A 20,464-nucleotide genomic window follows, 5' to 3' on the forward strand; every position below is an offset into this window, starting at 1 on the left:
TTGGAACGGCTCTGGCGATCGCCGTTGGTTTATTGAATGTAATTAGTCCGATCGCCGTTGGTTTGTTGTAAAAGACGATGGAGTTCCGACCATTGTTGGTCATTAATCAGGCTAATGAGGTTGTCCAACTGTTGACGATAATCTTGCAAACTTTTTAGCAAAGCCCTTTGGTTATAGGTGGCCATCATGGTGCCCAACTCCGGGTTGCCGCCCCCCACTCGGCTGGTATCCCGAAAACCTGAACTGGCCAAGTTTTGGGCTAAATTAAGGATATTTGCATCTTTTTCCCCAGCACAGGCTTGGATTAAAGCGGCACTGATCATCACTGGCAAATGGGAAATCCAGGCCACCGCTTGGTCGTGGTCCGCCGGAGTACAAAGGTAAATTTTTACCCCCAGGGGTTCCAACACTGAACGCAAACAAGCCAGTTGATCCGGGTCAGTATATTCTGTGGGAGTAAGCACATAGGGAGCATTGATAAACAAATTTTCCTCTGCCCCGTCAATGCCCTGGGCCGCAGTACCCGCCATGGGATGACCGCCAATAAATCCCGGCCAAAGTTTACTAGCCGGTGCGGCGATCGCCATTTTTACGGAGGCCACATCAGTGACAATGGCCGTGGGTGCTAGGTGGGGAATTAACCTTTCCAGGGTAGGCAAAATTAGCTGAATAGGAGTACAAAGAAAAATAATTTCCGCTGTTTGCAAAAGACTTAGATCTTGCCCTGCTTCATCCACCAATTGTCTCTCCACCGCTTTTTCACAGGTACTTTGTTGCCGAGAAACTCCCATTAGATAATGGCCCCGACGACGCAAATCCCCTGCCAGGGAGGCACCAATTAAACCCAAACCAACAACGCCAATTTTCATCTGATTTTAATTAGTTTTTGACTAAAAATGCCCTAAAGTTCCTCAACAATGCCAGAGAAGTTGTTAAACCGCCATTGCCACACTAGTACGGTAGTTAGATTTTGCACTACGGAAATTTTACCGTTGGCAATAGTACTTAAACGACCTTCTGGCCCCCGCAGTTGGGTAATCGTAGATATTCATATTTTCCACCAAACCAAACACGTTGCCAATTTGCACCACATTAGCGATGGCATAACGATCTGTCCAAAGAATGAGGGGGCCGTTGAGCATATCTTCCACTACATTTCTGCCCAAAAAAGCCAGCACAAACGCCACTCCACCCAAGCTGCCCAAAACCAGAGGATTAATACCAAATAGCCAAATAGTCCCCAGAATGCCGACCATGGTTAGCAACATCGCAATTCCCCTTTTGATGGCGAGAGAATAGGTCATTACCCTGAGGATGTAACGGTTAGATTGTTCGTCGTAGAATTGCTATTCCTTGGCCCAATTATTGGGGAAGCTACGGACAAAAATACCACACACTTTGCCCATTCAAGTTACTCCAATCCAGAGCAGGGGGAAATACATGGCTTGGCCGATGAAAAGCATGGTAGAAGAACGGGAAGTTTTGTCACTTTTTGGCAATAACTCACCGCCATCTTAACAGCCAGTGCAATATCAAATAAGTCAAAAAATACTACTAATAACCTCGGTGCAAGTTCAGTGCAAGTACTGTAAAGAAGTTGACACCGGTTTAGGAACTTGGGGTCGAAAGTTTTTGATAGGATGAGATGGATTGTTTGTCCCCATTTCTATGGCCCCCATTTCCCCTACAGATTTTCAACAAGGATGCCATAGGGCAGTGGTAGGCCTGGGGGGCAACGTCGGCCCAGTGGTGGAAAATCTCCAAGGGGCGATCGCCGAGTTGAGTTTGGTACAGGGCATTGAAGTGGAGCGCTGTTCTAGTTGGTACCGGAGCCATGCCTTTGGTCCACCCCAACCGGACTATATCAATGGTTGTGTAACTCTACGGGTGTGTTTGTCCCCCCAGCAGTTGTTGCAGGTATTACTGACCATTGAGCAAAAATTTGGCCGCATCCGTCTGGAGAAGTGGGGCCCCCGTACCTTGGATCTGGATTTAATTTTCTATGGCGATCGCCAATTGAAACAGGCCAACCTGGAAATTCCCCATCCCCAAATGCGTTTCCGTCCCTTCGTCTTGGTGCCCCTAAGGGAAATTGCCCCGGACTGGATTGATCCCCGGTCAGGTAAAACCATCACCCAACTAGCTGAACTGGTAGATTGCACTACCGTGTGGCCCATATCTTCAGATCTCCAGTCAAAAGGGGAAATTAAAGCGGAGCAAATTCTTTCCCCAGGGGTGCTTACGGTTTAGCACTAATTTTTCAAAAAGGCTTCCGAAGGAGGGGCCCAATCGTTACCTTTCCCTCGAAAGTTGATCGCTGGAGGCGAAACTTGGTCAACCTTTAGTCCTGGAGCGGTAGGGGCCCTGGGTTCCCGCATGGTCTGGGCGTAACCTTCTGTGGCGTTGGGCTTAAGCACCAGACTCCTGACTGGCTTGGGGATAACTACGGCGGTATTAACCGTTTCGGCCATGGCCAAGCTAGGACTCAATGTAATTGCCAGACTAAGGGGAAAAATAAATAAGCGCACGGGAACACCTCCGAGCCGAAGCTAGGGATGCCCCATACGCAATCTTTCCCGGCGATCGGCTAGTAATTAGTTGGTGGTAAAAGTGGCAGTAACGGGGCCAACGGGCAATTCTTTGGGCCAGGGCAGAACAAAGCGGCGTTTATTTCCTGGAAGAATCACAGTGCCTCGTTCGTCTTGTATCTTCTCACCGGGGATAACCACATGTTTTTCAGGAGAGTCTACAGAAACTAACTTCAAAGACTGTCGAACATTCCCGACATAATCACGTGCATTCCCTTGATTTTGAAAGGTTAATACAAGTTGTGTTTGTCCGTTATTGTCTTTATTGGAAGTTGCACCCTCAAGAATGAGATTTCCTTTGGCTCCAGTTGGCGCTATGTAAACAGAAGCGATATATGTGGAAGTCAGGGTAATAGATATGGGGATGCCGTCAACTTCTTGAACCTGCTGGGGTGCTAAATTTACAGGAACCTGTTCCACAACGGCTCTGTAAGCCAATTCTTCAGTCAAGTCAGTTTCTCCAAGCCAAGTAACTCGGACTACTTGTTGCTGGCCAGGAGCAACGATCATTTGAGGTGGATAAACTAAAAAATTTTCATCGTCCTCAACATTGGTTTCTGTTCCATCCTGGTCAATTTCTCGTTTAACCATCCTAATCTGGACGGCCACGGGCTCATCCCCCGTACTGGCCACAAAAAGGCTTTCGACTGCCCCCTGTCCTGATGGTGCTAAAACAACCACGTTAGGAGAGAGTTGAAAGTTTCCTCCAGCAATTGATGGGGTAGGAAAACTCAAAAGCGAGCCCATAAGAAGTGATAAACAAAAACCAAGCTTATTCAAATTGGTCACAAAGTTAATCCTCCTTACACTTTCTTATATTCTAACTTCAAACTTAGTAGGGGTAACTCCCTTTTCCTTTTGTTAGCAGGAATCACCCCCTCTTCATTGAAGTTTGACAAACAATTTATTGACCAGAAGTGAATACAAGAGTTACAGTTTCACTGTAGGCTGAGCCAGCTCCCGTTGCAGTTGGAACTTTGGTGTCAGCGGCAAGGATTTTAATTTGCAGTTGAGCACCGGTAACATCAAGGACACCCGTGTCACTTGCTAGAATCTCTCCGCTAATCAGTGGTGTTGCTCCGGCCAAATCAGCCGAGGCTACCGGGGTGACATAACTCCCTGAACCTATCCGAACTTGGTAGGGAATGGTAGCCGTCAAACCAGATGCAACCAATTCTCCTTCCTGACCTGTATTTCCGCCTTGGGCTTTGATATTCCAATCTCCAATAACATTAGTTGAATAAGCAACGGTAGCTATTGTTTGGTCAGTAATTGCGGTGTTGTAAGTCACAGGAAAACTATTGCCGGAGCCGGTCACATTGATTGCAGCAAAAGCGGCAGGTGTACCTGTTGTAACAACTCCACTGTTTGCAGTTTCAGCAAAAGCGGCGGGACTTAACATTACAGCGGAACTAATAACCAAACCAGAAGCTAGAAGAACTTGATTGAATTTAGTGAACATAATCTGTCGCCTCCTTCCCGTGACCTTGGTCTTGGGAAATGAATGTTGTTTTTTTCTTTACTCCTTTATTGTAGGGAAGTGGCAATGTGTTCGTACTGGCACTAACACTGGAATTTGGCTAAATTTAGCTTATCTGCCACTCCGTATAAATACGATTTTTTGTAACTAAATCTACATAAATAGAGAAATTTATTGTCCCTAGTCACTCATTAATTGTGATTTAGATCACATTTTCTTGATATCTGGATCAAGTCGGGGTTTTCCTGAAAAATAGAGCTTTTTATATCAATTCTTAATGGTTTTTCAAGGATAAAATTATAAAGTTGTGTTAACCGAGTCAATTTATCAAGGCTAGAGAAATAAAACCATCCGCAAACCTTCATCTGCCTGCTCCATCAATATTTAGGCAAAGAATCAGCCAGTTCTATCAGAAAAACTTTATCCACCATTAAGATTAGGAAAACATCAACTGGCGATCGCCGGGATAGGACCGATTCCCCGTGGGATGAAAGAAGGGGCTCGGAACTTCCACTAACCTAGTCCTGGCAGTAATGATGGCGACAACAATAATATCGATACTGCCTGGGGTAAAAACTTCGTATAAAGCCCACTACGGGACAAGTCAATTGCCAAACTAGGGCTTCTGCTTTTTGAAAAACAGAGTCTGGGAGCAAAATTGCTTTTGTAGCCTGGGCTTGTGGAAAAATGCTGTTTTAGCACTTTGCTGGGGGTGATAAGCGTTTATGCTCTACTCAGTCAGTCGCCTAGGGAATTGAAGTTACCTTGTCGCTAATATGGTTGATATAGGTACGTTTACTTTTAAATGCAATGATAGAACGGACTGATTCCTTTTTCGTAGTTGATTCTGAAGGCTCCCAAACACTTAGGGAAATTTGCATTGTTGACCATAATGGCCAAGTAGTATACGAAGCCCTAATCGACGAAGCCTTAGCGGATAGGGCCCGAGGACTCAAAATTTCTCCCCTCAAAGAGGTTTTGCAAAATTTTTGGCGTATTACCCAAGGGTATTTAGTGATTTTCCATTATGCTGAGCACGATTGCCGAGTGTTGCGAAATAGTTGCCTGCAGGTAGGAATTCCTTGGCGGCCAATAAAAAGCCAATGTACAGTTGAGTTGGCCAAAAAAAAATATCCTGGATTGAACAGTTATTCACTTGAGTTCTTAAGTAAAAAATTTTTTTTGAAAATTGGAGACAAGTACTTTAATCAGGGAGAAGCTCACCGTGCCCGCTACGACACTCTTTTTACTTATCAGCTATACAATTTTTTACAGAATCATAACCCCTTATTGAAATCAATGAATTGTATCATCAATCCTTTTTCCTCTAGTCGCGTTGACACGCCTTTTCAAGAACACGTAGACGAGAAAGCCATTTATCATCAGGAATTTGAACAACTAAAGACAATTATTCAGCAGGTGAAGCAAGATAAAAATCGACAATCGAAGGGAGTTGTAGTTACAGGGATTCCTGGTTCAGGAAAAACCCATTTGATGATGCGTTTGACCAAGGAAATTCTAGAGGTAAATCGGGTTTTGTTCATAAGACATCCCAATAACCAAGATTCGGTAATCTATCACATCTATAGTCGTATTTTAGAATCATTTATATATCAAATCCCTGGCACTAGCTATAGTCAGCTAGAGTTTTTACTGGCCCATAGCTTTACCAAACTCATTAGCCAGATGAAAAATATTCGCCTAACCCAAAAAGATCAGCATATAGTTGATATTATTAATGAGAATCCATTAAATCTTTATGAGTTATTGGGAGCAGAGGGAACAGATAAAAAACGAGATTACTGGGACCATATTGAAAAAAGAGCTACTGAATGGTGGATAGAGCACTATGGTATTGGGGGCAATAGCCCTGAAATTATCAAGGGTATTATCAAATTTTGTCGTTATACTGAACGCTACCGTCAACAGACCACTGCCCGCTGGTTAGCAGGACAAGAATTAAGTGAAGAAGATCTTCAACTGTTGAATTTGAGCAATTGGCAAGAAAATTTAGGAAAAGAGGGTTTTTCCCTGGAGGCAATTTCAGTTTTCAGTAAATTATCTTTGTTAGATGAACCGTTGGTAATGGTATTCGATCAATTGGAAGTATTGGGTCTACCACAAAACCAGAACTTATTACTTACTTTTGGCGAGGCATTGAAAGAAATTTTTACCCATGTGCCAAACTGCTTGATTATTCTAAATCTTTTTCCAGATCGCTGGCAATATTTCCAGTCCCAATGGGATTCTTCGGTGGTGGAAAGAGTAGGGCAATATCAGATCAATCTTACCCGTCCTAGCAATCAACTCATGGGCCAGATTTTAATGGCTAAGGCCAATGCCATGGGGATCAAGCTTGGAGACTTATTTAATGAGCAAGAAATTAATACTCTTTCCCAGTCAGCATCAATTCGTCACTTGATTAATAATGCATCTAAAATTTATTCTGCTAAAATCAACGGTTTTGGCATGTCCCATACTTTGACAGAAGGCAATGAAATTAATAATAAAAGTCTTGATTTTGAAAAAAGACTTAGTTTAGTAGAAACTAGCTTAGTTGATTTAAAGACAAAGATCTACGACATTGGCATCAGTTTAGCAAATTTTTTTGCCCCCGAACAAAACAATCCAATCACATCAGTGTTTGCAGAAAATGTAAGCAAATCCGATGATGTCTCTAGTTTCAACTCGCTTATCGCTGATAATGATTCCCAAAAATCGTTCGAAACGCAAATTAAAGATTTTTTTCAACAAAACCGTCAAATCCTCAGGGAAGATTACCAAAAGTTACAAATAATCACTGAATCTGATGATATTGGTAAATTGAAAATTATTTTAGAGGCTGTTAGTTCAGTTGAGATTTTCAAAACTGATTTTCTTAATTTAGGCAGAAAAAGACTGCCAGAACATATTTTGATCCGCACTGCTCAAGCTTCAACAGTGATTGCATTTTTGCATCGGAGTGGTGGCCAGTTCACTACCTACATCAAGAATTTTAACGAGTTAGTCATCTTGGAAAGAAGGCATAAATTTCACCTCTGGCGAGATCAGCGCCAAAAAGCTATTACAGGGAAAGTTGGCCGGGAAGAAATTGAAAAACTTAATAACTCCGCCAATGGCCAGTTTCAACTGATGGAAGAATTAGATCGAATAGATTTTGAACTTTTGTATTTGTTGACAACGGCAATTTACAACCAAGATTTGGAGATGACAATGGGTCAAGCCTGGCCGATCGCCTGTGGAGAACTGAAGCATAATTGGTTAGTTAAATTACTAAACCATGGCTGAGTCATAGGAAATAATCCTGGTGTTCCCTAGCCTTTAAGGCCATAAACCCGTTGCCATTGCTCCTCTGTAACTCGAAAGTTTGTACTATTGGGTGCTCGAATGACAGACAAATCCCGAAGAATCTGATCCTGTTTGAGCTCGTGGCGGCGCAGAGGTTGTCCCAGCAACTTACGTAAAAATGTGAGTTGCACCCTTGGCTTATCTAACTTTGCTTGGTCAGGGACTAACCAATATTGTTTGTCCAGTAGTTCCCCATGGATTTCCGGCGGCTTGGTTACTTCGGCAATGGCATAAATTCCCGCCTCTGGCCCGGCCATCCACACCAACGCCCGATCGCCAACTTTAATCTCTTTGCCATAACGGGTTACCAACCAGGGCAATTGCTCTTGCTCTTCAATGGCTTGGAGAATGCGATAGTACTTGGGATTACCTTGAAATAACCAATGGGCCATGGTTTAGCCGAGAATATAAGATCTTGGCAAAGACAGTGTTTTGTCTACTGCGCTTTCCCTATCCAATGCTCGATATTATCATCTCAAATAAACCTATGACCTTAGCGAAACGGATTCTGCCTTGTTTGGATGTCAATGCAGGGCGGGTGGTTAAAGGCATAAACTTTGTTGATCTCCAGGATGCCGGGGATCCGGTGGAACTAGCCCGGGCCTATAACCAAGCGGGGGCGGACGAGTTGGTCTTTTTAGACATCACCGCCACCCATGAGCAAAGGGATACCATTATCGATGTGGTCTATCGCACTGCCGAAGAGGTGTTTATTCCCCTAACGGTGGGAGGGGGGATTTCTACGCTGGAACATATTAAAAATTTACTCCGGGCCGGGGCAGATAAGGTGAGTGTTAATTCCTCCGCTGTGCGGGACCCGGACTTTATTAGTCGGGCCAGTGACCGTTTTGGGCGGCAATGCATTGTAGTGGCGATCGATGCCCGGCGGCGCTTAGATGCCCATAACCCGGGTTGGGATGTGTATGTACGGGGTGGCCGGGAAAATACCGGACTAGATGCGATCGCCTGGGCGGAGGAAGTGGCCCAACGGGGGGCAGGGGAATTGCTGGTCACCAGTATGGACGGAGATGGCACCCAAGCCGGTTACGATTTAGCCTTGACAGCGGCGATCGCCGAGCGGGTGGAAATTCCGGTTATCGCTTCCGGGGGAGCTGGTAATTGTCAGCATGTTTATGAAGCGTTTACCGAGGGTAAAGCCCAAGCGGCCCTGCTAGCATCCCTGTTGCACTATGGTCAGTTAACCATTAGTGAATTGAAAGACTTTTTACAGGCAAGACAAATCCCCGTCAGGGAAACTGGTTTAGGTGGTCAAAGGAAAAACTGAGAATAGATGCCTAAATCCCTTCAATCGTGGTGATGGTGGTGGGCTAAAAGCAATTCCTCCTGCAACAACTGTTGGTAAAGTTCCGGTAGCCGACTCGTCATCACATTATCCTCAATGCCGTAGCCCAAACTGGTCCAGGTGGGGGAAAGGTGTTCCAACACCTGATTTAATCGTCCTGCCCGCAACTGTTGGGCAATGTCCATGCCCCAAGCATTATTATCCGCCAGCCAACGGTAAAGCACCTGGTCTTGATATTCTGGCTCAAAACTATAATTTTTCCAGAGCAAAAACTTTTGGGGCTGGGGGTGGTATTTACTGGCTTTTTCTGCCCAGGTGGTGTTCAAAAACTGATAGCGACCGGAGGCCGTACTACAATTGCCCCGATTAGGCCCCATAAAAATCTTGACGCAACGGTTGGGATGTTCGCTCAAATCCCGCACATGTTGCCCTCCATAGATGACGTTATAAGGTTGGGGTGTATTGGCTTCACTAGCACTGATCGTCCGCATTAAGGCCCGTAGATAGGGATCTCCCCCTTCCATCACCAGGGGCGCAATCTCCACTTGACCAGAAAAGGTGGGTAGTTTCAGCTTTGACCAAGGGGACTGCCACAGGGCTACGCCGCCCCAGCCCAGCAAAATGGCGATCGCCAGGGTCCAGGGCCAGGGGGAAGCCAACCAAGGCCGATTTTTAGCCAAGGAAATATCTGATGGGGAGTGGGGATTGGGGTCAACTAAAAATTTGTGGTCAATCATGGATGGGGCCAGCGGAACCAGGGCGCTTTCCATCATAGGACTCTAGCAATGCCAGAATAAGTTTCCCCTTTTTACAGAAATTCATCCCCTACGGCGAAGAAGCCAAAGCCTTCTCAGAAAAGCTTTAAAATATTTAACAGAGGCAAATTGTTGCAACAGTCATTCTTCTGCGACCATCGTTGTCAACTTTCCCCCAGCTTCCGAAGTTTCACTTTTCCCTTATTCTGCACCTTGAACGTTTCTGTCCCCCATGTCCCGTCCGACTCGCCCATGTTTGATTCCATTGATTCGGCCCTAGCTGATATTAAAGCGGGCAAGGCCGTGGTGGTGGTGGACGACGAAAATCGGGAAAATGAAGGGGATTTGATCTGTGCAGCCCAATTTGCCACTCCCCCTTTGATCAACTTTATGGCGGTGGAAGCCCGGGGCTTGATTTGCCTAGCCATGACTGGCGATCGCCTGGATGAATTGGATTTGCCCTTGATGGTGAGCAAAAATACTGACAGCAATCAAACCGCTTTCACCGTCAGCATTGATGCCGCGCCCCATTTGGGGGTAAGCACTGGTATTTCCGCCGAGGATCGGGCCCGCACCATCCAAATTGCCATCAACCCTGTTACGAAACCGGAAGACCTTTCCCGCCCCGGCCACATTTTTCCCTTGCGGGCCAAAACTGGGGGAGTACTGAAACGGGCTGGCCACACGGAAGCGGCCGTGGATTTATCTCGCCTAGCGGGGCTGTATCCAGCGGGGGTAATTTGCGAAATTCAAAATGCCGATGGTTCCATGGCTCGGCTACCAGAACTAGTGGAGTATGCCCGCAAATATGGCCTCAAGCTGATCAGCATTGCCGATTTAATCAGTTACCGACTCCAGCACGACCGCTTTGTGCAAAGGGAGACCATTTGCCAATTTCCCAGTCAGTTTGGCGAATTTAAACTCTATGCTTACCGCAATTTATTAGATCAAACGGAACACATTGCCATCGTTAAGGGCGACCCGGCCCAGTTTGGCCAACAACCGGTAATGGTGCGAATGCACTCAGAATGTTTAACTGGCGATGCCCTCGGTTCCCTGCGCTGTGACTGTCGTATGCAACTCCAGGCGGCCCTAAAAATGCTGGAAAACCATGGCCTGGGGGTGGTGGTTTACCTGCGCCAGGAAGGTCGGGGTATCGGTTTGGTGAATAAACTCAAGGCCTATTCCCTGCAAGATTTGGGCTATGACACGGTGGAAGCCAATGAAAGACTCGGTTTTCCGGCGGATCTGCGGGACTACGGCATGGGAGCACAAATGCTCAATGATTTAGGGGTCAAACAAATCCGCTTGATCACCAACAATCCCCGTAAAATTGCTGGGCTGAAAGGCTATGGGCTAGAAATTGTTGAGCGGGTACCCCTGTTAATTGAAGCCAATGATTACAATTCCCATTACCTGACTACCAAGGCGGAAAAGCTCGGCCATTGGTTAGTCAAAACCTATCTGTTGGCGATCGCCGTTAAGTTTTCCCCCAACGTAGCTTCGTCTCAACAACGGTACGAAAAACTAGAAAAAATCCGTGCCTTGTTACAGGGCACCCCCCTAATGGTCCACGAAGATAATCGGCCCGTGGCGATCGCCTTGTTTGGCAAAAACGGCCTAATTTTCCATGTGGGGCTGGACCAGAATTTATCGCCGGGGCAACCTTGGCAAAAAGATCACAACGCTCCCTACCCTGCTTTAGTGAAGAACTTTCTCGGACAACTAAAAAGTTGGCCAGATTTGCAGTCCCTGTCTTTTCTGGTAGCCCAAGGAGAAGATCCCATGGGCACATTACAGGTCAGTTTGGAACGGGAAAGCCTACCTTTTGACCATTTCAGCGCCGACGCTCTGGACCAATGGCAATGCCAAACAGTTTACACCTACGGCAAAACCATGGAGGAATAGTTACAGATAACAGTGACGGGATTGGGTTGACCCGGTTCAGAGACGGGCCAGGGCCTTGATTTTAGATTGCTTATCAGGAGCTAGAAACGCTAACTCTTCCGCCTCCACCAGGCCTTCCTTGAGCAATTGGGCAAAGACAAAAACAATCACCGACTGGCGATCGTCGTACTTACCGTCTATTTCGTGGCGTTTTGCACTCAAAAAGTCGTGGAGTTTCCAAAGATCATCAATTTTTGTAATCTGGGAAGCTTGGGCCTGCACCGTTGCCAACAGTCCATCCAACTCCCTTTCATAGGCCTTGCGAAATAGAGCGTGGGCAGACTGGGTTTCAGCTTGGGACCAGGGGGCTTCGGCGGTTTGTAACATTAACTTATGATATAGATTTGTAATTATCATTACCATGATAAAAAAAGTGAGCTTACTCTGCAACGAGAAGCCCACAGTTAAGGGTATTTTTGCTAATTATCTTCCTAGTCAATGTCCTCCCTTCCCTAGTGGATTGGGACAGGACTGGGTTCCAATGGTTTATTATTTTAGCGGGCGAAGTTAAGCAATTCTTTGGGGGAAGCAAGCAGATCGATCGCCACGAAGAAGATTTTTCCTTCGGGGTTGAGGAGGAAGCGCCAGGCGATGTTCATGCCCACGTTGCCGCCAAACCAAGGAGTTTGCACTTTACCGGTAACTTTAATTTGGGTGAAACCATCTTCGGCCGGTTCGGTCACTCCCCGCTCCGGGATCAATTTCAGATTTTGGCACTCTTCCCGGAAAAAGCGGAGCACATTCTCTTTGCCAACAATGGGGCGTTGGAAAGGAGGCTGGAGGGCGCCGTCGGAGGTGAATAATTCAATTAAGGTATCGAAATCGTTGGCATTGAGGTTGTCCATGTAGTTCAGGACGGTGGCATTGGTTACCCCCTCAATGGTGACTTTGGTGCGGCTGGCGGTGTCCTGGGGGGGGACAACGGGTTCAGCAATGCGCTTAATATCTTTACCGACAGTGAAGCCCATATCCACCACGGCGTTTCGCAATACGGTAATCTGTTGACCGGACTCTAAACCTTGGATGGTGGCCAGTACGGCGTTGGCGTTGGCAGAAAGTTGGTACCCAGCGGGAATAGGAGCCACAAGGCCCTGCTCCATCAATTCCCCTAAACGATACCAGAAGCCTAATTTGATGTTGGGAGACCAACTAGCGTAGGTGCGGCACAGGGGAGTATCAGCCCGGTTAGCCAAGTCACACATGGCCTGGGTCTGTTGTAGGGGAGTCATGCCTTGAATTTCTTTGAGGGCATTTTCTGCTAGCTGCATACTGGCGGCCCCGGGGGCAGCAATGGTGAGGGTCTTGCCCATTTCTAGATAGGCAAACCAAATCAAAGCCAGCTGATCTTCGGCATTAAGCTGGGAAAAACGGGCAATGGTGGCAGGCACAACGTCTGCAGCTAGGGTGTTGGGGAAAATTCCACGGGCAGAGTCAATGGTGAATGGCATAGGTTTTATAGATGAATCAACTTTCCCCCGAATCTACCACGGTTTGGTGGGCCCCCTTGGGATCGGAAAACCGAATGATGACCCAGATTTTTACCAATGGTTTGTCCCAGATCAAGGACAATCAAGCCAAGTAATAGTGGTGAGATAATTATTACTTCGGCTACTATTGGTTAGGAAAATTAATTGATGGAATCAATGGATACAAATCAGATTGCCCCCTTTGTTGTTTTCTCTTAACTAACAGCGACCCCGGGATATAGGCAATAATTACCAAGGCGATCGCTCCCTGGGAATGTTTTCTTGCCGCTTGGACTTTTTCTCTAGCAATGCTTCTATGCTCTACCAATTGGTTGTTGACTCGCCTTCGTTTAAGAAGGTTATTCGTTTACAAAATTCCTGTTATTCCATTGGCCGTCATCCCAGCAATAGCATTGTTATCCCTTCCCCCCAAATTTCCCGTCGCCACGCCACCCTGATCAAGAAAATCAACCCTAACTTGGACATTTCTTTTCACATCATTGATGGAGATTTGGAAGGCCATCGCAGTCGTAATGGAGTGTGGGTCAACGGTGAATCTCATTTGGATTATGAGCTTGTCCATGGGGATGTCATCGCCCTATCGGAAGATATTCAAATTTTTTACCAGGCTATCCCCAGCGACCCCAAAGATAGCCTCTCCGGGTCCGGCGATCGCCAACGACTGACCCCGGATTTATCCGAGCATTTTCCCCAGGAACAATGGGACATCACCTTGATTGGCCAAGAAAATGATCTTTCTCAGCTGAGCCACGAACAACTAGCAAAACTGGCCGCCTGTATTGAATATAGTCCTTATCCCATGGTGGAGATTGATTACTTTGGTAATCTGACTTATTTGAACACAGCTACTAAAGAAAAATTTCCTTCCCTTCGGGAAGATTCCATGACCCATCCTCTTCTCAAGGATATTATTCCCCAGGGAGAAGATGCACCCATCTACTATCTCCGGACCAGGGAAGTACAAATAGGAGATAAATTCTATGAACAACATATTCATTACCCTGCCGAAAGCCAGTTTATTCGTAGTTATATTTTCGATATCACTGAGCGCAAAGTAATTGAACAATCGATTCATTATCAAGCTTTTTACGATCCGTTGACAGATTTACCCAACCGTTTTTTATTCAAGCAGGAACTAGGCAAAGTTTTAAGCAATGTTCAAAATCAAAACAGCGTTTTAGGATTGGTGCTTTTAGGTTTTCGAGAACTACAATCCTTAAATGATCTACTGGGGCATAGCGTTGCCGATGAAGTGCTAAAAATTATCACCGAAAGATTATCTGCCCATGTACGTTTGGAAGATTTACTTTGTCGTTGGCGGGGTGATACTTTTATTCTACTCATCCAATCTTGCCGTAATCTAGAAGAAATTGAGGTTTTTGTCCGGCGCTTGTTAGCCGTGCTCAAAAGACCTTTTTTCATTGCCAATAATCCCCTCTATCTCCAGGGCTATGCTGGCATTGCCTGTTATCCTCACCATGGCGATAACGTCGAAACATTACTAAATCGGGTGGGAGTGGCCTTAAACGAAGTCAAAGATATTGGTAGTAGGCAGTATTGCTTCTATGAAGAGTCCATGAACAGTGACCATCTAGAAAGAATTCAACTGGAGCACGCCCTACACCAGGCTTTGGAAAAAGACGAATTTTTGCTCTACTATCAGCCCATTATCGATGTGGAAGCAGGTCGTCTCTGTGGGGTGGAAGCTCTAATCCGTTGGCAACACCCAATCCAAGGTTTAGTTCCTCCAGCATTGTTTATTGGTTTGCTAGAAACCACTGGCTTGATTATTCCTGTTGGTGAGTGGATTATGCGTACGGCTTTTCAACATTTTCAGGGTTGGGCTCCGGCGGTGGACGATGATTTTCGCATTGCTATTAATCTCTCTCCTAAACAGTTCCAAGCACCGGATTTATTACCGACAATTTTACGGATCTTGGAGGAATCTTCCCTCCCTCCCCATCGCCTTGAGGTGGAAATAACAGAGAATATTGTCATGCAGAATGTGACCGCTACCCAAAATTTACTCAATGCCCTGCAATCCCATGGTATTCGCCTATCTATGGATGACTTTGGTACAGGTTACTCATCCCTTTCCTATCTGAAAACATTCCCTTTTAATACCCTAAAAATTGACCGTTCCTTTACCAAAGATATTTTACATACCCCTAAGGATGCAGCTATTATTCAGGCCATGTTGCTATTGGGCAATGGTTTTAACTTAAACATTATTGCCGAGGGCATAGAAGAGGAATCTCAGGCCCATCGTCTCCACGAATTAGGGTGCCGAGAAATGCAGGGCTATTGGTTCAGCCATCCCCTTTCCGAGGCGGAAATTACGGCTTTTCTGGCGGCTGGAAATTTCCAAAGATTTTGCCTTGGTTAGGGCACTTTGTTGATCAATGAAATTAGATCCATTTTTCTATGGCCACACTCTATTTAATACCAAAGTAAAAGCAGTGTGCTTGGCTAATTTTTATTTTCTCCATTGTCTCCATTGTTTTTGCCAGATTCTAACCGAAACAGCCAGCCCATCAGAGCTACCACCCCCAATTGCAAGGACAAATTGGGAAGAATTTCCCTGGGTTCATAACCGGCCAAAAGTCGGAGGCTGAAAATAAATACCCCAATCAGCCCAGAAGCCCCCAGGCCCAAGTAAATAAATTTGCGGAAACCTCGATAGGGAGCCTCGGCCTCGGCTTTTAAGCGTTCAAACTGTTTTTTATTGTCTGGCAAAGTTTTTCAGGAATTAGGGCAGAAAATTAGGATTTTAGAGCAATTTTTCAATATCCGCCGCAATTTCATCCGGTTTGGTCATGGAGCCATAGCGTTTGACTACTTTCCCCTGGCAATCAACCAAAAATTTGGTGAAATTCCATTTAATATCCGTTGCACTGCCCAAAAAGGGGATGGCCATGCCGGGGCTAGCTTCGGTCAGAAATCGAAATAGGGGATGGGCATTGGGGCCATTTACTTCCACCTTTGCAAATAGGGGAAAGGTCACACCATAACGGGTTTCACAAAAGCTTCTGATTTCCCCCGGACCACCGGGTTCCTGTTGTCCAAACTGATTGCAAGGGAAACCGAGTACGGTAAAACCCCGATCGCCAAATCTGTCCTGTAAAGCCTGGAGTCCTTGGTATTGGGGAGTAAAACCGCATTGGCTGGCGGTGTTCACAACTAACAGTACCTTCCCTTCAAAATTCCTTAGGGCGACGGGGGAACCATCCAAGGCATTGGCAGAAAAACCGTAGATTGTGTTATTGGCTTGGGCAGTCATAGAAATTAGTAAGGGAAAGATAGTGAAAGTGAGCTTATTTGCCTTGGCAAGTCTAATTGTGACCCATGTAGTCTAGCAAAAACCATGGCAGGGAGACGGAGGTCAATTGTAAGGGGTTTACGGGAAAGAGATTAGGCGCTGACCACATCCCCCATCAGTAATCCGGCAATTAAGAGTAATAGGAGAGCCACACAGAAATCTAAAATTTTCGGATCAAGTCTACGGGCAATCCAATAACCCAGGGAAACCCCCAATAGGCTGGTGGAAATGAGAGCCAAGGCTGAGCCGGCAAAAACTATCCAGGGGGCCTGGGACTCAGCGCTGATCAGTAGGGTACTCAGTTGGGTTTTGTCCCCCATTTCCGCTAGAAAGATGGTTAGAAAGGTGGAGAAGAATACCGGGCGAAAATAATTGGGGGAGGCGGAGTCAGGTTGCTCTTGGCTCACGGTGGTTAGTTTAACTTTAACTCAATTGCAATCACAGCAGTAGTCGGGACACGGAAGCTAATCGCCCCCACCCCTGTGGACAGCCTAACGGATTCAGGGGACAAGAAACATTTTTGATTCTTTACTGCGGCTTAGCTGTTCAAATCCAGTCTTCTTCCTCATCTACGGTATTATCTTCCTGGCTGACAGAGGAATTGGGGGCAGAATCAATTACCCGGTAAGGGGCGTCATAGACATTGCCTGTGGGGGGAGCGTTACTGGCTGATTCTTCATTTTTGCTTGCTTTAACCCCACTGGATCGGGCTGGGCGATATTGCTGAGAATAGATAGAGCCTTGCTGTGTGGTATTTCTAGGAGTTTGGGGCACTTCAAACTGGCGTAAATCCGGCAAAGGTTCCCTCGGAGGCGGGGGGGCAATTTTCTCCGGGGAAACAGGGGTAGGAGAAAAATCATTACTTTCGTTGTCCCCGGGAGTCACAGATTCCTTTGCTTCAGGTGGTTCCGGCGGCTCCGGAGAAAACGGCCTAACATTTCTGACAGTTTGACGAGGGGAGTTTTGGAGTTTCGGTTGGCTCCGGGCAGGGGGCTTGGCATCATTCCAATCGGCTAAATCTGGTTCCGGTTCATCCCAATCCCACTCTTCCTTCATGGTGGCTGGTTCCGGTGGTTGTTGGGGGCTAGGGGGAGTAGCCGGGGGGGGGCCAAAGGATTCCGGTGGCGATCGCCGGGGAGGATTGGAACGGAAATTTTGTGTTCTAGCTTTAGGCTGGCCGAGGGAGCTTAGGCCGTTAATCAAGACACTAGCCACAACGCCTAGGGTGAGAAATAGCACTACCCATAAACCCAGAGGCAGAGTGAAGCTAGCCAGGGCAGACTCGGCGGTGGTGCCGAAAAAGTTGAGTTGTATCGGTTGCCGATTTTGCAGGAAAAAAATTAATCCTGTTGCTATCAAAAAAATAAGTAGTAAACCTTGCATTGTTCACCAAATAATCGCCGGGCAATAACTCCAGCCTACAACTGGGGGGAGAGTTGCCGACTATTATCCTGCTCCACCAGCGTGGAAACCATGGCTGCCATTAACGTTTCTGGGGTAACGGTAAACGGTAAACGGTGAATGTCTGATTCAGGCAAGCAGGTAAAGTCCGCCGTTTGGCGCAATTCCTCAAGGGAAATTTGCCCTAGACCTAAATCTGCCAAGGTTTTGGGTAAACCGATCTGGTCGTAAAAGCTCAGTAATTGGCGGCGGGCGGTGGCGGCCAGTCGATTACCACTGGTCAATTCTTCCAACCGTAACTGCACCAAAATTCCGTAGGCAACTTTTTCCCCGTGGAGGGCATGGTGGGCCTGGGGCAATTGGGTCAAACCGTTGTGGACAGCATGGGCTGCGACGGTCCGGCAGTTAGCGCCCCCTAGACCACCGATAACTCCAGCCATCAGTAAGCTGGCATCTACCACTTCCCGCCAGGTTTCGCTACCTGGTTTGGCTAGGGCTTCAGCGGATTTCTGCAGCAAAATATCTCTTAGAATCCGGGCCTGTTGTACAGCGGCCACGGTGAAAGTGTCGCTGGATTGACCACTGCTGACGGAGGCTTCATACCATTTGGCGATCGCATCTCCAATGCCAGCAATTAGTAATCTCGGTTCAGCCCGTTGGATTAGTTCATAATCCACAATCAACAAATCTGGGCATCGGTCTAGGGCCACGTCATAGCGAAAAGCCCCCGCTTCGTTGTAAACATTGGCCAAGGCAGTCCAACCTGCACAGGTGGCGGCGGAGGTGGGCACAGTGGCGATCGCCAATTCTGTTTGCTGGGCTAACAATTTGGCCGTATCTAAGGCTTTGCCTCCCCCAATGCCCAAAATAAAATCCGGCTGTTCCTGACTGACTCGGCTCCGTAATTGCTCTAGGGAAGATTCCGCACAATCGGGCAGATAGCTTGCCACAGGAAAATTTAAGCCATGGTTTTTTTCCAGCATCCGCAACGGCTTTTCCACCAACTTTCCACTGTGGTTGCCCGTCACCACCAAACATTTACTGCCCAATTTTTGTAAAGCTGCCCCCGCTTCGGCCAAAGCACTACGGATCACCACCGTGGGGGCGATCGCCAGGGAAGACAACGGTTGAGGGGAGGACGACGTTAATGGGACCATGGTCAAAGGGGAATGGAAAATGCCCTGCAATCAAAGCATTACGGCTAAACCCGATGGCATTGATTAGGGAAAATCATTGATAGTAATTCGCTAAAAACTATTGTAAAGAAAAACAGAAAATTCTTGTGGCCTAGTCCCAGTTCTTCCCCCACTGACATCGACACAGCCCCAGGGGAGTTTTTTCTTTTCCCCAAGTTAAATCAATGGTTAAAACTGTTCCCAGACTATGGTTTCAGGGTATACCGTGAAGTTTTGTAACGGTTTTGTAAAGCTCTATTGCAACTTTGCCGTCCCAACGGCGATCGCCTACCCCTAAGCAAAAAGACCGTGATAGGATGCGATTCGTACTCGCTGACTTTGTTATAAGAAAAATTTAGGAGAAAGGCTTTGGTATTACGGGTAGCAGTCGTTGGAGGAGGCCCCGCTGGTTCTTCCGCCGCCGAAATTTTAGTAAAAGCCGGAATTGAAACCTACCTGTTTGAGCGTAAGCTAGACAACGCCAAACCCTGTGGTGGAGCAATTCCCCTCTGTATGGTGGACGAGTTCGACCTTCCCCCGGAAATTATTGACCGCCGGGTGCGGAAGATGAAGATGATCTCCCCTTCCAACATCGAGGTTAACATCGGCCAGACCCTCAAAGACGATGAATATATCGGTATGTGCCGTCGGGAAGTGCTAGATGGTTTTCTCCGGGAACGGGCAGAAAAACTAGGTACGAAAGTCATTAACGGCACCGTTTACAAATTAGATATTCCCAGCAAAGATAGCGACCCCTACACCCTCCACTACGCTGATCACAGTGTGGGCGGCACCACCGGGGAAATGAAAACCCTAAAAGTAGATGTGGTGATTGGGGCTGACGGCGCTAACTCCCGCATTGCCAAAGCCATTGACGCTGGGGATTACAACTATGCGATCGCCTTCCAAGAACGGATTCGTCTGCCGGAAGACAAAATGGCCTACTACGACGAGTTGGCTGAGATGTATGTGGGCGATGACGTTTCCCCTGACTTCTACGCCTGGGTATTCCCCAAATATGACCACGTAGCAGTGGGTACGGGCACCATGAAGGTGAACAAAGCCCGCATCAAAGACTTACAGGCTGGCATCCGCACCCGGGCTGCTAAAAAATTGGAAGGCGGTGAAATCATCAAAGTAGAAGCCCATCCCATTCCTGAACATCCCCGGCCCCGGCGGGTGGTTGGTCGGGTGGCCCTAGTGGGGGATGCCGCTGGTACCGTCACCAAATCCTCTGGGGAAGGCATTTACTTTGCCGCGAAATCAGCCCGCATGTGTGCGGAAACCATTGTCGCCACTAGCAATAATGGTCAACGGGTACCCACCGAAGCAGATTTGAAACAATACATCAAACAATGGGATAAACGCTACGGCGCTACCTATTTGGTATTGGATATTTTGCAACGGGTCTTTTACCGCACCGATGCCACCAGGGAAGCCTTTGTGGAAATGTGTTCCGACATCGACGTGCAAAAGCTAACTTTTGATAGTTACCTGTACAAAACCGTTGTGCCGGCTAATCCCTTGGTGCAGATGAAGATTACCGCTAAAACCATTGGTAGCCTGCTTCGGGGTAATGCCTTGGCTCCTTAATGCTAATGACTTGCTGATTTAACTAATTTTTCAATAAAGTAAAGAGGTGAGTTTCGGCTCACCTTTTT

General features: G+C 46.9%; 20 protein-coding genes. 6 read left to right on the forward strand and 14 right to left on the reverse strand.

The window, feature by feature from the left end:
* Window positions 1-29 precede the first annotated feature (29 nt).
* Complete coding sequence (locus D082_RS05375; protein WP_028948695.1) at window positions 30-869, reverse strand: prephenate/arogenate dehydrogenase; 840 nt, start codon at window positions 867-869, stop codon at window positions 30-32.
* A 117-nt stretch (window positions 870-986) separates the two neighbouring features.
* Window positions 987-1,304 (reverse strand): mechanosensitive ion channel domain-containing protein, encoded by a 318-nt coding sequence (locus tag D082_RS18990; protein WP_028948696.1) that lies wholly within the window; start codon window positions 1,302-1,304, stop codon window positions 987-989.
* Window positions 1,305-1,668: 364 nt separating this feature from the next.
* Between D082_RS18990 and folK the strand changes: the two genes are divergently transcribed.
* Entirely contained in the window at window positions 1,669-2,250 is a 582-nt protein-coding gene (folK, locus tag D082_RS05385) for a 2-amino-4-hydroxy-6-hydroxymethyldihydropteridine diphosphokinase (protein ID WP_028948697.1), read from the forward strand.
* A gap of 2 nt (window positions 2,251-2,252) precedes the next feature.
* Here the strand turns inward: folK and D082_RS05390 are convergent, their stop codons facing one another.
* The 3 genes from D082_RS05390 to D082_RS05400 form a co-directional block, all read right to left on the reverse strand.
* The gene (locus tag D082_RS05390; RefSeq protein WP_071880778.1) at window positions 2,253-2,528 is read right to left on the reverse strand and encodes a hypothetical protein; all 276 of its coding nucleotides are present in this window, start codon (window positions 2,526-2,528) and stop codon (window positions 2,253-2,255) included.
* A 66-nt stretch (window positions 2,529-2,594) separates the two neighbouring features.
* The gene (locus D082_RS05395; RefSeq protein WP_144428714.1) at window positions 2,595-3,377 is read right to left on the reverse strand and encodes a molecular chaperone; all 783 of its coding nucleotides are present in this window, start codon (window positions 3,375-3,377) and stop codon (window positions 2,595-2,597) included.
* Between the two features lie 115 nt (window positions 3,378-3,492).
* A complete protein-coding gene (locus D082_RS05400; RefSeq protein ID WP_028948698.1) occupies window positions 3,493-4,050 on the reverse strand; it encodes a hypothetical protein in 558 nt (185 codons plus the stop codon).
* Between the two features lie 828 nt (window positions 4,051-4,878).
* On the opposite strand from D082_RS05400, the gene D082_RS05405 reads away from it, so the two are divergent.
* A complete protein-coding gene (locus D082_RS05405) occupies window positions 4,879-7,356 on the forward strand; it encodes a hypothetical protein (RefSeq protein ID WP_238546856.1) in 2,478 nt (825 codons plus the stop codon).
* A gap of 26 nt (window positions 7,357-7,382) precedes the next feature.
* Here D082_RS05405 and D082_RS05410 read toward each other — a convergent pair whose 3' ends face one another.
* Window positions 7,383-7,808 carry an EVE domain-containing protein gene (locus tag D082_RS05410; protein ID WP_028948700.1) on the reverse strand — a complete coding sequence of 142 codons (426 nt, stop codon included), beginning with the start codon at window positions 7,806-7,808 and terminating at the stop codon, window positions 7,383-7,385.
* Between the two features lie 95 nt (window positions 7,809-7,903).
* Here D082_RS05410 and hisF point away from each other — a divergent pair, with 95 nt between their 5' ends.
* Window positions 7,904-8,701, forward strand: a complete 798-nt coding sequence (gene hisF, locus D082_RS05415; protein WP_028948701.1) for an imidazole glycerol phosphate synthase subunit HisF — start codon at window positions 7,904-7,906, stop codon at window positions 8,699-8,701.
* Between the two features lie 20 nt (window positions 8,702-8,721).
* Here hisF and D082_RS05420 read toward each other — a convergent pair whose 3' ends face one another.
* Window positions 8,722-9,456: a glycoside hydrolase family protein gene (locus tag D082_RS05420; protein WP_028948702.1), complete on the reverse strand. Its 735-nt coding sequence runs from the start codon at window positions 9,454-9,456 to the stop codon at window positions 8,722-8,724.
* Window positions 9,457-9,726: 270 nt separating this feature from the next.
* Between D082_RS05420 and ribBA the strand changes: the two genes are divergently transcribed.
* Window positions 9,727-11,382 carry a bifunctional 3,4-dihydroxy-2-butanone-4-phosphate synthase/GTP cyclohydrolase II gene (gene ribBA / locus D082_RS05425; protein WP_028948703.1) on the forward strand — a complete coding sequence of 552 codons (1,656 nt, stop codon included), beginning with the start codon at window positions 9,727-9,729 and terminating at the stop codon, window positions 11,380-11,382.
* A gap of 36 nt (window positions 11,383-11,418) precedes the next feature.
* Here ribBA and D082_RS05430 read toward each other — a convergent pair whose 3' ends face one another.
* Entirely contained in the window at window positions 11,419-11,748 is a 330-nt protein-coding gene (locus D082_RS05430; RefSeq protein ID WP_038530309.1) for a fluorescence recovery protein, read from the reverse strand.
* A gap of 167 nt (window positions 11,749-11,915) precedes the next feature.
* The gene (locus D082_RS05435; protein WP_028948705.1) at window positions 11,916-12,869 is read right to left on the reverse strand and encodes an orange carotenoid-binding protein; all 954 of its coding nucleotides are present in this window, start codon (window positions 12,867-12,869) and stop codon (window positions 11,916-11,918) included.
* A gap of 334 nt (window positions 12,870-13,203) precedes the next feature.
* Here D082_RS05435 and D082_RS05440 point away from each other — a divergent pair, with 334 nt between their 5' ends.
* Complete coding sequence (locus D082_RS05440) at window positions 13,204-15,294, forward strand: EAL domain-containing protein (RefSeq protein WP_028948706.1); 2,091 nt, start codon at window positions 13,204-13,206, stop codon at window positions 15,292-15,294.
* Window positions 15,295-15,377: 83 nt separating this feature from the next.
* On the opposite strand, the gene D082_RS05445 is transcribed toward D082_RS05440, so the two are convergent.
* The 5 genes from D082_RS05445 to D082_RS05465 form a co-directional block, all read right to left on the reverse strand.
* The gene (locus D082_RS05445; protein ID WP_028948707.1) at window positions 15,378-15,644 is read right to left on the reverse strand and encodes a DUF3493 domain-containing protein; all 267 of its coding nucleotides are present in this window, start codon (window positions 15,642-15,644) and stop codon (window positions 15,378-15,380) included.
* A gap of 34 nt (window positions 15,645-15,678) precedes the next feature.
* Entirely contained in the window at window positions 15,679-16,188 is a 510-nt protein-coding gene (locus tag D082_RS05450; protein WP_028948708.1) for a glutathione peroxidase, read from the reverse strand.
* A 131-nt stretch (window positions 16,189-16,319) separates the two neighbouring features.
* Complete coding sequence (locus tag D082_RS05455; RefSeq protein ID WP_028948709.1) at window positions 16,320-16,634, reverse strand: TMEM165/GDT1 family protein; 315 nt, start codon at window positions 16,632-16,634, stop codon at window positions 16,320-16,322.
* 139 nt (window positions 16,635-16,773) lie between these two features.
* Window positions 16,774-17,610 (reverse strand): lipopolysaccharide assembly protein LapA domain-containing protein, encoded by an 837-nt coding sequence (locus tag D082_RS05460; RefSeq protein WP_038530313.1) that lies wholly within the window; start codon window positions 17,608-17,610, stop codon window positions 16,774-16,776.
* Between the two features lie 35 nt (window positions 17,611-17,645).
* Complete coding sequence (locus tag D082_RS05465) at window positions 17,646-18,785, reverse strand: iron-containing alcohol dehydrogenase family protein (protein ID WP_028948711.1); 1,140 nt, start codon at window positions 18,783-18,785, stop codon at window positions 17,646-17,648.
* 387 nt (window positions 18,786-19,172) lie between these two features.
* Between D082_RS05465 and chlP the strand changes: the two genes are divergently transcribed.
* On the forward strand, window positions 19,173-20,396 hold the full coding sequence (gene chlP / locus D082_RS05470) for a geranylgeranyl reductase (protein ID WP_028948712.1): 1,224 nt from the start codon (window positions 19,173-19,175) through the stop codon (window positions 20,394-20,396).
* Window positions 20,397-20,464: the final 68 nt, after the last annotated feature.

The organism is Synechocystis sp. PCC 6714, assembly GCF_000478825.2.
In the GTDB taxonomy this organism is placed as follows: Bacteria; Cyanobacteriota; Cyanobacteriia; order Cyanobacteriales; family Microcystaceae; genus Synechocystis.

What these genes read in the sequence shown, in the direction of transcription:
- D082_RS05375 (WP_028948695.1), bottom strand. Translation starts at nt 869, where the DNA reads ATGAAAATTGGCGTTGTTGGTTTGGGTTTAATTGGTGCCTCCCTGGCA.
- D082_RS18990 (WP_028948696.1), bottom strand. Translation starts at nt 1,304, where the DNA reads ATGACCTATTCTCTCGCCATCAAAAGGGGAATTGCGATGTTGCTAACC.
- folK (WP_028948697.1), top strand. Translation starts at nt 1,669, where the DNA reads ATGGCCCCCATTTCCCCTACAGATTTTCAACAAGGATGCCATAGGGCA.
- D082_RS05400 (WP_028948698.1), bottom strand. Translation starts at nt 4,050, where the DNA reads ATGTTCACTAAATTCAATCAAGTTCTTCTAGCTTCTGGTTTGGTTATT.
- D082_RS05405 (WP_238546856.1), top strand. Translation starts at nt 4,879, where the DNA reads ATGATAGAACGGACTGATTCCTTTTTCGTAGTTGATTCTGAAGGCTCC.
- D082_RS05410 (WP_028948700.1), bottom strand. Translation starts at nt 7,808, where the DNA reads ATGGCCCATTGGTTATTTCAAGGTAATCCCAAGTACTATCGCATTCTC.
- hisF (WP_028948701.1), top strand. Translation starts at nt 7,904, where the DNA reads ATGACCTTAGCGAAACGGATTCTGCCTTGTTTGGATGTCAATGCAGGG.
- D082_RS05420 (WP_028948702.1), bottom strand. Translation starts at nt 9,456, where the DNA reads ATGATTGACCACAAATTTTTAGTTGACCCCAATCCCCACTCCCCATCA.
- ribBA (WP_028948703.1), top strand. Translation starts at nt 9,727, where the DNA reads ATGTTTGATTCCATTGATTCGGCCCTAGCTGATATTAAAGCGGGCAAG.
- D082_RS05430 (WP_038530309.1), bottom strand. Translation starts at nt 11,748, where the DNA reads ATGTTACAAACCGCCGAAGCCCCCTGGTCCCAAGCTGAAACCCAGTCT.
- D082_RS05435 (WP_028948705.1), bottom strand. Translation starts at nt 12,869, where the DNA reads ATGCCATTCACCATTGACTCTGCCCGTGGAATTTTCCCCAACACCCTA.
- D082_RS05440 (WP_028948706.1), top strand. Translation starts at nt 13,204, where the DNA reads ATGCTCTACCAATTGGTTGTTGACTCGCCTTCGTTTAAGAAGGTTATT.
- D082_RS05450 (WP_028948708.1), bottom strand. Translation starts at nt 16,188, where the DNA reads ATGACTGCCCAAGCCAATAACACAATCTACGGTTTTTCTGCCAATGCC.
- D082_RS05460 (WP_038530313.1), bottom strand. Translation starts at nt 17,610, where the DNA reads ATGCAAGGTTTACTACTTATTTTTTTGATAGCAACAGGATTAATTTTT.
- D082_RS05465 (WP_028948711.1), bottom strand. Translation starts at nt 18,785, where the DNA reads ATGGTCCCATTAACGTCGTCCTCCCCTCAACCGTTGTCTTCCCTGGCG.